Here is a 12,251-nt window from a genome sequence, read left to right on the forward strand (position 1 = left end):
CGGGGGGTCGTGTCAGATCCCGCGTTCGGGGCGCCTGCGCGGGCTGCGGGGACGGTCGCCCGGGGCGGTGCCACCGGGGGCGGGGCGCTTTTCCCCCGCCCTGAGCGCGGGGGCCGCGTTTACTTCGCTTTCAAGCTGGCGGATGCGCTTCTGCACGCTTTCACGCAGGGCGGGGGCGGTATGCGATTTCATGGTGGCCAGCGTTTCGCGCAGGTCACGTAACTGCTTCTGCTTTTCGGCAAGCGTGCGACGGATCGGCTGGTTATCGGACATCTGTCCGTGGAATGCGCGCATGATGGGTATCCTGTGGACCTCGGGTCCAGGAAATGAGTTGTCTACGGTCAGGTGGAAAGAGGGACAGCGCGTACCAGCCCCCGCCTGCCATGCATGGCAGGCGGGGCAGGCCGGTACGTGATGAACCGGGGGTATTACGCCCCGTTCTGCGCAAGCACATCCGTCAGGCCATCTATCAGGGCCTGACATTCGGCATCCGTGCCAATGGTGATACGGAGCCACTGTGCGATGCGCGGGGTCCGGAAATGACGCACGATGATCGCCCGTTCCCTCAGGGTTGCGGCGAGCCAGGCGGCATCACGGTCCGGGTGGCGGACAAATATGAAATTTGCCTGCGATGGCAGGACCTCGAACCCCATCTTTCCCAGGCTGTCGGTCAGCCTGTTGCGGGAGCTTATGATCTTCTCACGGGTTTTGGCAAGCCATTCCCGATCCTCGATGGCGGCAATGGCGCCAGCCTGCGCCAGCCGGTCAAGCGGATAGGAATTGAAACTGTCCTTCACCCGGGTCAGTGCCGCGATCAGGTCGGGCTGGCCAACAGCATAGCCTACCCGCAGCCCGGCCAGCGCACTGGATTTGGACAGGGTGCGCACCACCAGCAGGTTGGGATGCGTCGCCACCAGCCCGATGGCCGTCTCCGCGCCAAAATCGACATAGGCTTCATCCACCACCACCACCGCGTCCGGATGGTCGGCCAGCAGGGCGCGGATGGCGTCCAGCCCCAGGGCGATGCCGGTGGGGGCGTTGGGGTTGGGAATGATGATGCCGCCGCAGGGCCTGCGATAATCCGCAAGGTTGATCCGCATGCCGTCGTCCAGCGGCACGGCTTCGTGCCGGATGCCGTACAGCCCGCAATAGACGGGGTAGAAGCTGTAGGTGATGTCGGGGAACAGCAGGGGGGCTTCATGGTTGAGCAGCCCCTGGAAGGCATGGGCCAGTACCTCGTCCGAGCCATTGCCCACGAAAACATGATCGGCCGGCACGTCGTGGGCGTGGGCGATGGCGGCGCACAGGGCGTGGGCCGTCGGGTCGGGGTAGAGGCGCAGCGTATCGTCCGTCGCGGCGCGGATGGCCTCAAGCGCGCGCGGCGAGGGGCCGTAGGGGCATTCATTGGTGTTGAGCTTGATGAGATTGGCCAGTCTGGGCTGCTCCCCCGGTACGTACGGGGTCAGGGTATGCACGATCGGGCTCCAGAAACGGCTCATCAGGGGAAATTCCAGACTGTCAGGGTCATGAAAGGCGCCTCCCGTAGGGGGCGCGTGAACGGATGGGGGATGGCCCATGCGGGCCGGTGGTTCAGCCCTGCGCGGGTGCGGGGCGGCCCATGGCGGCCAGCAGGCCGGCATTGCCCTGCCGGGTTGCCAGGATGCGCGCGCTCACGCCCTCGCCATCACGCAGGTCAGGGTTGGCGCCCTGTTCAAGCAGGAAGGTCACCATCGGGTCACGGTTGAACATCACGGCAAAGATCAGCGGCGTGCGGCCGACGGAATTGGGTGCGTCCACGCTGGCGCCATGGGCCACCAGCAGGCGCGCGCAGGGCAGGTCCCCCTTGAAGGCCACACCCGCCAGCGCCGTAGCCCCCTTGGCATCCTGCAGGTCGGGGCTGGCGCCCCCTTCCAGCAGGGCGCGCACGGTCTCGGCATGGCCATTATAGGCGGCCAGGATCAGGGCGGTATGACCCTTGTCGTTACGGGTGTCGGGGTTGATGCCGGCCTTGAGGAATTCGCTGACGAGGTCTGTCTGCCCATCCCGCGCCGCGGACAGGAACAGGGTCTCGATTTCCGCGTTACTGAAGGATTCGGGTGCGGCGACTGTATCGTTCATGTGCCTGCCTCGCTGGTGGGGTTGCGGAAAACGGGGGCGGCGGCCGGCCCCGTCGGAAGCGCGTGATCATAGTACGCTTTGGCCAAAAAGAACATCGGGCAATCCTGCCGTACCCCGATGTCACCAGACCAGCGTGCGGCATTCGCCATGGTGCAGCACGTCCATGCTGCCCGGGGCAAGTCCCTGCGCGCGGGTGGCGGCGTGCATGCGCCGGACGGGTTCATCCATCGGTTCATCCGTCAGGCGGAACGTGCCGAAATGCATGCCGATCCCCTGTTTCGCCCCCAGATGGCGCAGGCCGGACACCGCTTCCTCCGGGGTGGCGTGTACACGCGCCATCAGCGTGCGGGGCGCATAGGCCCCGATGGGCAGCAGCGCCAGGTCCGGAGCGCCCAGACGGTCGCGGATCAGGCCCCAGTGGCGGCCATCGGCGGTATCGCCCGCAAAGAACAGCCGGTGTCCCGCGCCGTCGCGCAGCATGAAGCCGCCCCACAGGCTTCTGTTGCGGTCAAAGGGCGTGCGCGCGGCGCCGTGGCGCGCGGGCGTGCAGGTTACGTGCATGCCATCCGCATCCACACCCTGCCACCAGTCCAGTTCCATGATGCGTTTCAGCCCGGTCCCGCGCATGAAGCGTGCGTTTTCAAGCGGTGTCACCACCAGCGGGTCATCGCCGCGCCGGGCCAGCGCGCGCAGGGATGGCAGGTCCATATGGTCATAATGCGCGTGCGACACCAGCACGATGTCCACCTTTGGCAGGTCGGCCAGCCGCCGCCCCGGCGCGCGCACCCGTTTCGGCCCGATGAAGGAAAAGGGCGAGCAGCGTTTCGAGAAGATCGGGTCGGTCAGGATGGTGACCGCCGTGCCATCGGCGCGGGGCAGGCGGATCAGGAACGTGCTGTGCCCGATAAATGTTACCGCCACCGTGCCCTGCATGGGCCGGACAGCCGGGTCCCCGATGGGGGGCGGGTTGTCTATCCATTGCGGCCAGTCGGAACGCGGGCGGTTCCACTGCCATTTCAGGATTGCCAGGCGCCGCATGCGCGCAGGCTGCGTACCCGGGGGGCAGATGGCGGCCGGATTGAAGAAACGGGTGCCATCGCTGTGGTCGCTGGCGGGGAACAGGGGCATGCATGGTCTCCGTCTGCCGGCATGTGCTGGCGTGACAGGTGAGGGACGGGAAGGCACCTGTCAAATTCCGCCCCGGTACCGGCCGCCGGTGCAACCGTGGTTCCGGCCACGCGCTGGTACAGGCTGTACGGCGCCTGATGGCGCGGCGCGGGTAACGGCTTGACGAGATGGCTTGTTCCGTCCCGACGGTCGTGAGAAGGTGCGTGCCGTAAAAAGCCTATTGTCCCTGTGCCCGGTGGCCGCGGGCAGGCGGCATAAAAAGAAGAACACCGAAGAAGGTTGCCCCGTCGGCCCGCACAGGTAGGGCCCGGCCGGGGTTGCAACCATGGCTGTAAGGAGGCCGGTCCCATGCGTTCCCTGTCTAGTTCCCTTCCCATGGCCCCTGAAGGAGGTGGCAGCATGCCCGCCAATATCGATACGCTGTGCATCAACACGATCCGCACGCTGTCCATGGATGCCGTGCAGAAAGCGAATTCCGGCCATCCCGGTACCGCCATGGCGCTTGCCCCCGTTGCCTACACGCTGTGGCGCGATGTGCTGAACTATGACCCCGCCAATCCGCTCTGGCCCAACCGGGACCGTTTCGTGCTCTCGATCGGGCACGCCTCCATGCTGCTGTATTCGCTGATCCACCTTGCCGGAATCCGTGACGTGCGCCCCGGTGGCGTCACCCATGACCGCCCTGCCCTGACGCTGGAAGACCTGGAGCGGTTCCGCCAGCTGGACTCGCTCACCCCCGGCCACCCGGAATACCATCACACGGCGGGCGTCGAGACCACGACCGGCCCGCTGGGGCAGGGCTGCGGCAACTCGGTCGGCATGGCCATTGCCGAGAAATGGCTGGCCGAACACTACAACCGCGATGGCTTCAGGCTGTTCGACCACCACGTCTATGCCCTGTGCGGTGATGGCGACAACATGGAAGGTGTCGCCAGCGAGGCGGCCTCCATCGCGGGTCACCTGAAGCTGGGCAACCTGACGTGGATCTATGACAGCAACCAGATCTCCATCGAGGGCTCGACCCACATCGCCTTTACCGAGAGCGTGCACAAACGCTTCGAGGCCTATGGCTGGCATGTGCTGGAACTGAAGGACGCCAACGACACGGGCACCATGCGCCGCCTGCTGGCCGAGGCGAAGGCCGAGACATCACGCCCCACGCTGATCATCGTCCATTCCATCATCGGCTGGGGCGCGCCGCACCTGGCGGGCACGGCGGAAGCCCATGGCGCCCCGCTGGGTGTGGAGGAAGTGCGCGAGACCAAGAAATTCTACGGCTGGCCCGAAGATAAGGACTTCTACGTGCCCGAGGGCGTGCCCGAGCATTTCCAGGCCGGCATCGCCACCCGTGGGGCAGCGGCCAGCAGGGCATGGGGCGACCTGTTTGCCGCCTATCGGGCCAGGTACCCGGCCGAGGCCGCACAGCTTGACCATATCTTTGCCGGCACCCTGCCCGAGGGCTGGGACAGCGGCATCCCGGTCTTTGACGCGGATGCCAAGGGCATCGCCTCCCGCGCAAGCTCGGGCAAGGTGCTGAACGAGATTGCGAAGAACTATCCGTGGATGCTCGGTGGTTCGGCCGACCTGTCGCCCTCCACCAAGACACACCTGACCTTCGCGGGGGCGGGTGATTTCCAGCCGCCGCAGTGGAATGGCACCTATGGCGGGCGCAACCTGCATTTTGGCGTGCGTGAGCATGCCATGGGATCGATCAGCAACGGCATGGCGCTGTACGGGCTGCGGGCCTACTGCTCGGGCTTCCTGATCTTTTCCGATTACATGAAGCCGCCCATCCGCCTGTCCGCGCTGATGAAGCTGCCGGTGATCTATATCTTCACCCATGATTCGATCGGTGTGGGCGAGGACGGCCCGACCCACCAGCCCATCGAGCAGCTGGCCCAGCTGCGTGCCACGCCGGGTGTGACGCTGATCCGCCCCGCCGATGCCAACGAGGTGGCGGAAGCCTGGCGCACGCTGGTCCAGCTGACCGACCGCCCCAGCGTGCTGGCGCTGAGCCGCCAGAACCTGCCCACCATCTGCCGCAGCACCTATGCGCCCGCCACGGGTCTGGCAAAAGGGGCCTATGTCCTTGCGGATGGCGAGGGGCGTCCCGATGTCATCCTTATGGCGACGGGTAGTGAAGTGGGGCTGATCATCAAGGCGGCCGAGAAGCTGAAGGCGGAGGGGATCAGGGTGCGCCTTGTCTCCATGCCGTCATGGGATCTGTTCGAGGCCCAGCCCAGATCCTACCGCGACAGCGTGCTCCCGCCCGATATCACCGCGCGCGTGGCGGTGGAGCAGGCGGCCCAGCTGGGCTGGGACCGTTATACCGGCCTTGCGGGCGAGACGATCGTCATGCACGGCTTTGGCGCCTCCGCCCCGGCGGAGCAGCTGGAGGTCAAGTTCGGCTTTACGGTCGAGGCCGTGGTGGCCGCGGCCCGCAGGCAGGCAGGAAAATAAGGATACCGGCAGGCAGGGATCATTCCCTGCCTGCCTTGTTTCAAGGCAACGGAAGGGCCGGCGGCACGGATGCACCGTGCCTCCGCCGGCAAGCAAAGGAAGCACAGGCATGAGCGTGCGAGAAACAGGTGGAGAAAATCCGTTAAAGGAACTGGCCCGTTACGGCCAGTCCCCCTGGCTGGACTTCATCCAGCGTTCCTACACTGAAAACGGAAGCCTGAAAAAGCTGGTGGAAGAGGACGGCCTGAAGGGCGTTACCTCCAATCCCGCCATTTTCCAGAAGGCCATGGGACAGGGCACGGATTACGACGCCCAGATCCGTTCGGTGCTGGAGCACAGGGTGCTGGATGCCGGCGCGCTGTACGAACTGCTGGCCATTGACGACATCCGTGCCGCGGCCAGGGTGCTTTACCCCGTCTATGAACAGACGAAGGGCGTGGATGGCTATGTCAGCCTGGAGGTCTCCCCCTATCTGGCGCGCGACACCAAGGGCACGCTGCATGAGGCACTGCGCCTGTGGAAAGCGGTCGATGCCCGCAACCTCATGATCAAGATCCCCGGCACGGACGAGGGCGTACCCGCCGTGCGCGCCGCCATTGCCGAAGGGCTGAGCATCAACGTCACGCTGCTGTTCTCGAACGAGGCATACAAGAAGGTTCTGGAAGCCTACATCACCGGGCTGGAAGACCGTCTTGGCCGTGGCGAGAGCGTAAGCGGGATCGCTTCCGTCGCCTCCTTCTTCGTCAGCCGCATCGACGTGAAGATCGACAAGGAAATCGACCGCCGTGTCGCGGCGGGCGACAGGGACGCCGCCCGCCTGAAGGCGCTGCGCGGCAAGGTTGCGATCGCCAACGCCAAGATGGCCTATGAATACTGGAAGGAAGTCACCGCCAGCCCGCGCTGGAAGAAGCTGGCCGATGCCGGGGCCCAGCCGCAGCGCCTGCTGTGGGCCAGCACCGGGACCAAGGACAAGACCTTCAGCGACGTGGTGTACGTGGACGGGCTGATCGGCCCCGAGACGGTCAACACCATCCCCCCCGCAACCTTCGATGCCTTCCGTGACCACGGCAAGGTGGCCGAGACCCTGACGCAGGACGTGGCGGGTGCGAAGAAGGTGCTGGAGGAGGCGAAGAGCCTTGGCCTTGAGCTTGATGGCGTGACGAAGGTGCTGGTGGATGAAGGGGTTGCCTCCTTTGCCGATGCGTTCGATGACCTGCTGGGTTCGGTCGCGGCCAAGCAGGCGGCATTCCTGGGCAAGAAGGTGACCTCCACGGCCCTCAGGCTGCCCGCCGACCTGCAGAAGGCGGTCGATGCCGAGCTGGAAGAATGGCGCAAAAAGGGCAATATCCGCCGCCTGTGGCAGAAGGACGCCACGCTGTGGACCGGCAAGGATGAGGCCAACTGGCTGAAATGGCTGGACATTACCGATGACCAGGTGGCCGCCCTGTCCAAATTCGAGGAATTCCAGGCGGACGTGAAGGCGCGCGGTTTCAAGGACGCGCTGCTGCTGGGCATGGGGGGTTCCAGCCTTGGCCCCGAAGTGCTGGCCCAGACATTCGGCAAGCATGAGGGCTTCCCCCACCTGTATGTGCTCGACAGCACCGACCCGCAGCAGGTGCGCGACTTCGAGAAGAAAATCGATATCGGCAGGACGCTGTTCATCGTCTCGTCCAAGTCGGGCGGCACGCTGGAGCCGAACATCCTCAAGGCCTATTTCTTCGAACAGGCGAAAAAGGTGCTGGGGGAGAAGGCGGGCGCGCACTTCATCACCGTGACCGATCCGGGTTCGCACATGGAAGACGTGGCGAAGAAGGACGGGTTCTGGAAAATCTTCTACGGTGAGAAGCAGATCGGCGGCCGCTATTCCGTGCTGTCCGATTTCGGGATGATTCCTGCCGCCGTTGCGGGCCTGCCGCTGAAGCTTTTGCTGGAATCCGCCCAGCGTGGCGAGAAGTCCTGTGCCGCGTCCGTGCCGCCCGCCCGGAATCCCGGCGCCGTGCTGGGTGCGGTTCTGGGTGTGGCCGCGCGTGATTTCGGGCGTGACAAGGTGACCATCATCGCCTCCCCCGGCATTTATGACATGGGTGCGTGGCTTGAGCAGCTTATTGCCGAATCCACCGGCAAGGAGGGCCGCGGCCTGATCCCCATCGATGACGAGACCATCGGCAGGGACAGCGTGTATGGCAGGGACCGGGTCTTCACCTATCTGCGCCTTGCCGAAGATCCCTGCCCGAAGCAGGACGCGGCATTTGCGGCGCTGGTGAAGGCGGGTGAACCCGTGGTGACGATTGAACTGCACGAGCGCCGGCAGGTGCTGGAGGAGTTCTTCCGCTGGGAGTTCGCAACGGCGGTCGCGGGCGCGGTGATCGGGATCAACCCGTTCGACCAGCCCGATGTCGAGGAATCGAAGATCGAGACCAAGAAGATCACCACCGCCTATAACGAGACCGGCAGGCTGCCGCCGTACGAACCGTTTGCCAAGGACGGCCCCTTCGCCTTCTATGCCGACCCGAAAAACGTGCAGGCGCTGGGTGGCGCCACCACGGCGGAGGCGATTCTCAAGGCGCATTTCGCCCGTGGCAAGGCGGGCGACTATGTGGCCCTTCTGGCCTATATCGACCGCGATACCTGGACGCGCGAATGGATCCAGACGGCGCGGCTTGCACTGCGTGACGGCCTGAAGCTGGCCACGGCGGCCGAATTCGGCCCGCGCTTCCAGCATTCCACCGGGCAGGCCTACAAGGGCGGTCCGGACACGGGCGTGTTCGTGCAGATCACTTGCGATGACGAGGTGAATCTGCCGGTGCCGGGTGAGAAATATACCTTCAGCATCGTGAAGGAAGCCCAGGCGCGTGGCGACATGGAAGTACTGGCCGAACGCGGCCGCCGCGTGCTGCGGGTGCATGTCCATGGGGACCTCAAGGCAGGCCTTGAAAAACTGGGGCAGGATATAGCCCGCGCGGTCTGACCCGCGGTTATCGGGACCCGCCCCTCCCCCGGAGGGGCGGGTTTCTTGATTGTGGTCATTGGGAAAAGGGCAGGCAGGGGATAGGCAGGTGGTTCCATCCCCGCTTCAGGAGTGTTTAATCATGCAAATCGGTATTGTTGGTCTTGGCAAGATGGGTGGCAATATTTCAGTCCGCCTGACCCGGCACGGTCATGACGTGGTGGCCTATGACCGTGATCCGGCCGTGACGGCAAAGATCTGCGGGCAGGGCGAAGGCGGCCGCTGCACCCCCGCCACCGGCCTTGCGGACATGGTGGGCAAGCTGTCGGGCCGCAGGATCATCTGGCTCATGCTGCCCGCAGGTGAGGTGACCGAGCAGGCGGTGCAGGAACTCGGTGGCCTTATGGGCAAGGGCGACATCATCATCGATGGTGGCAATTCCTTCTACAAGGATGACATCCGCCGCGCAGCCGAACTGGTGAAGAAGGGCATCGATTACGTCGATGTCGGCACGTCCGGCGGCGTGTGGGGGCTGGAGCGTGGCTACTGCATGATGTACGGCGGCACGAAGGAAGCCACCGATCATATCGACCCCATCCTGTCCGCCCTTGCGCCGGGGATTGGCGATATTCCGCGTACGCCCAATCGTGACAGGCCCGGCTTCGACCCGCGTGCCGAGCAGGGCTACCTGCATTGCGGCCCTGCCGGTTCGGGCCATTTTGTGAAGATGGTCCATAACGGCATCGAATACGGCATCATGCAGGCCTTCGCCGAAGGCTTTGACGTGATGAAGTCCAAGAACTCCACCGACCTGCCCGAAGACCAGCGTTTCGAGCTGAACATGGCGGATATTGCCGAAGTCTGGCGCCGGGGCAGCGTGGTCTCCTCGTGGCTGCTGGACCTTTCGGCCAGCGCGCTGGCGGGCAACCCGGACCTGTCGAACTACAAGGGCGACGTGGCCGATTCGGGCGAAGGCCGCTGGACGATCGAGGCCGCGATCGAGGAAGCGGTGCCGGTGCCCGTCATCACCGCATCGCTGTTCACGCGCTTCCGGTCGCGCACGGGCAACAACTTTGCCGAAAAGATGCTGTCTGCCATGCGTTTCGGCTTTGGCGGTCACATTGAGGGTACGAATAACTGACCTGCTGCCCGGTCGGTAACCGACCGGGCCACCCGGATGCTACGCATGCGGACCCTGACTGTTCATGGATGAGATGACAGCGCCCAATGACTGCAACCGGAACAGCCGGGGGAGGAATACGAGCGGAAACAGTTCAGGAGCGGCAGTACAATGGAAAACATCATTGCCTCGGCGATATCGCAGGTTGGCGACGGCGGGCAGGATTACAGCCCCCGGCGCAGTCCGCCCGGCTCGTTTGTCATCTTTGGGGGCGGGGGGGACCTGACGCGCCGCCTGCTGCTGCCCGCCATCTACAACCTGGCCTGCGCGGGACTGCTGGATGATGGCTTTGGCATCGTGGCGGTTGACCGCGCGGAACTGAGTGATGAACAGCTGCGCCAGAACGTGCGCGCGGCACTTGAGGATTTTACCGCCCGCCGCCGGGCGGAAGCCGTGCCATTGCGTGAGGACGTGTGGGAATGGATGCAGCCCCGCATCCGCTACGTGCGTGGCGATTTTGAGGAACCGCAGACCTACCACGACATCGCGGGCATGGTGGGGGAACAGAACTGCATTTTCTACCTTGCCGTGGCCGCCCGCTTCTTTGGCCCCATTGTCGACCGGCTGGGTGAGGCGGGGCTGGTGCGCGAGGGGCGGCATACCTTCCGCCGGGTCATCGTGGAAAAACCCTTCGGCAGTGACCTGTCATCGGCCATCGCGCTCAATACCCGCCTGCTGCGCACGCTGGATGAACAGCAGATCTACCGGATCGATCACTACCTGGGCAAGGAAACGGTCCAGAACATCGACCACGTACAGATCACCGCAGCCGAGACGGTGGGCGTGGAACAGCGCGCCCGGTTCTATGAAAGTACCGGCGCCCTGCGCGACATGGTGCCCAATCACGTCATGCAGCTTCTGGCCATGACCGCGATGGAAGCCCCGATCTCGTTCGAGGCCGATGCCGTGCGCAACGAAAAGACCAAGGTGCTGGATGCCATCCACCCCCTTGCGCCGTCCGATGTGGTGCGCGGGCAGTATGCGCCGGGCGTTGTGGGGGGGAAGGAGGTGCCGGGCTACCGGCAGGAACCCGGGGTTGATCCCCATTCCCTGACCGAGACCTACATGGCCATGAAATTCCGCATCGACAACTGGCGCTGGGCCGGGGTGCCGTTCTATGTGCGCACGGGCAAGAGGCTGGCGGCCCGCAAGACCGAAATCGCGATCCATTTCAAGTCCGCCCCCTATGCCCTGTTCCGCGATACGCCGGTGGACAGGCTGACCCCCAACATCATGGTCATCCACATCCAGCCGACCGAAGGGGTGACGCTGCAGTTCTCGGCCAAGGTGCCCGGCCCCGCGGTCAGGCTGGGTGGCGTGCGCATGAAGTTCGACTACGCCGAATGGTTCAGTGAAGGACCCAGCACCGGCTACGAGACCCTGATCTATGACTGCATGATCGGCGATGCCACGCTGTTCCAGCGCGCTGACAATATCGAAGCCGGGTGGCGTGCCGTCCAGCCGGTCCTGGACTGGGGGCAGGATGCCCGCAGCCTTGCCTTCTACGCCGCTGGCAGCGAGGGGCCGGAAGCCGCCGATGCCCTGCTTGCGCGTGACCACCGCCACTGGCTCAAGATCGGATGATGCCCATGACCGCACCCGTTTCCCCCACAGGCCATGTGCGCCTTGTCGTGTCCGATATCGATGGCACCCTGATCACGCCCGCGCGCGAGATCACGCCCGCGGCGCACAGGGCGGCGGATGACCTGCGGGCGGCCGGAATCCGCCTCAGCCTTGTCAGCAGCCGCGCCCCGCGCGGGATGATGCAGTATGTCCGGGCCCTGCGGATCGAGACCCCCATCGCCGGGCTGAATGGCGGCCTGATCTGCGACCCCGATGGCACGATCCGCGAGCGGCTGTCGCTTGACCCGCAGGCCACGCGCACGGCGGTGGAATTCCTGATTGCCCATGGGGTGGAGCCGTGGCTGTTCATCGGTCATGACTGGCTGGTACGCCGCGCGGACACGCCGCAGGTCATCCATGAACGCGAAGTGGTGCAGACCACGCCCGTGCAGGTGGATGACTTTGCCGGGCATTATACCGATGTGGGCAAGATCATGGGGGTCGCGTCCGATCCTGCGGCCCTGCCGGGCGTGGAGCGTGACCTTGCGAACCTGCTGGCGGGGCAGGCCAGCGTACACCGTTCCTCACCCATTTACCTTGATATCACGCACCCCCGGGCGAACAAGGGCTATGCGGCAAAAGAACTGGCGCATCTGCTCGATACTGATATCCGGGATACGGCATGTATCGGGGATATGAACAACGATATTCCCATGCTGAGGGAGGCCGGGGTCAGCATTGCCATGGGCAATGCCCCGGACAACGTGAAGGCCCATGCCCGTTTCGTGACGAAGCCCAACACGGAAGATGGATGGGCCTTCGCCATGGAAAGTTTTGTCATGCCCCGCGCGTAGG

General features: G+C 64.8%; 9 protein-coding genes. 5 read left to right on the top strand and 4 right to left on the bottom strand.

What is annotated here, in order from left to right; all coding sequences use genetic code 11:
• Positions 1-12: 12 nt before the first annotated feature.
• The 4 genes from CFR78_RS01620 to CFR78_RS01635 all read right to left on the bottom strand — a co-directional run bounded on the left by CFR78_RS01620 (position 13) and on the right by CFR78_RS01635 (position 3,246).
• Complete coding sequence (locus tag CFR78_RS01620; protein WP_034927060.1) at positions 13-294, bottom strand: hypothetical protein; 282 nt, start codon at positions 292-294, stop codon at positions 13-15.
• Between the two features lie 134 nt (positions 295-428).
• Positions 429-1,499 carry a histidinol-phosphate transaminase gene (gene hisC, locus CFR78_RS01625; RefSeq protein WP_034927063.1) on the bottom strand — a complete coding sequence of 357 codons (1,071 nt, stop codon included), beginning with the start codon at positions 1,497-1,499 and terminating at the stop codon, positions 429-431.
• A gap of 91 nt (positions 1,500-1,590) precedes the next feature.
• The gene (locus CFR78_RS01630; protein ID WP_007396926.1) at positions 1,591-2,118 is read right to left on the bottom strand and encodes an ankyrin repeat domain-containing protein; all 528 of its coding nucleotides are present in this window, start codon (positions 2,116-2,118) and stop codon (positions 1,591-1,593) included.
• Between the two features lie 120 nt (positions 2,119-2,238).
• The gene (locus tag CFR78_RS01635) at positions 2,239-3,246 is read right to left on the bottom strand and encodes an MBL fold metallo-hydrolase (RefSeq protein ID WP_034927064.1); all 1,008 of its coding nucleotides are present in this window, start codon (positions 3,244-3,246) and stop codon (positions 2,239-2,241) included.
• Positions 3,247-3,594: 348 nt separating this feature from the next.
• On the opposite strand from CFR78_RS01635, the gene tkt reads away from it, so the two are divergent.
• From tkt to CFR78_RS01660, 5 genes are all read left to right on the top strand, one after another.
• Positions 3,595-5,706, top strand: a complete 2,112-nt coding sequence (gene tkt / locus CFR78_RS01640; protein WP_034927066.1) for a transketolase — start codon at positions 3,595-3,597, stop codon at positions 5,704-5,706.
• A gap of 109 nt (positions 5,707-5,815) precedes the next feature.
• Entirely contained in the window at positions 5,816-8,674 is a 2,859-nt protein-coding gene (locus CFR78_RS01645; RefSeq protein WP_034927067.1) for a bifunctional transaldolase/phosoglucose isomerase, read from the top strand.
• Positions 8,675-8,795: 121 nt separating this feature from the next.
• Complete coding sequence (gene gnd, locus CFR78_RS01650; protein WP_034927070.1) at positions 8,796-9,794, top strand: phosphogluconate dehydrogenase (NAD(+)-dependent, decarboxylating); 999 nt, start codon at positions 8,796-8,798, stop codon at positions 9,792-9,794.
• Between the two features lie 150 nt (positions 9,795-9,944).
• Positions 9,945-11,417, top strand: a complete 1,473-nt coding sequence (locus tag CFR78_RS01655) for a glucose-6-phosphate dehydrogenase (protein ID WP_110580953.1) — start codon at positions 9,945-9,947, stop codon at positions 11,415-11,417.
• Positions 11,414-12,250, top strand: coding sequence for a Cof-type HAD-IIB family hydrolase (locus CFR78_RS01660; RefSeq protein ID WP_034927074.1), 837 nt, complete (start codon positions 11,414-11,416; stop codon positions 12,248-12,250). The genes CFR78_RS01655 and CFR78_RS01660 overlap by 4 nt, the downstream gene beginning before the upstream one ends.
• The last annotated feature ends 1 nt before the right edge of the window (position 12,251 follow it).

Origin of the sequence: Komagataeibacter rhaeticus (assembly GCF_003207855.1) — a bacterium.
In the GTDB taxonomy this organism is placed as follows: domain Bacteria; phylum Pseudomonadota; class Alphaproteobacteria; order Acetobacterales; family Acetobacteraceae; genus Komagataeibacter; species Komagataeibacter rhaeticus.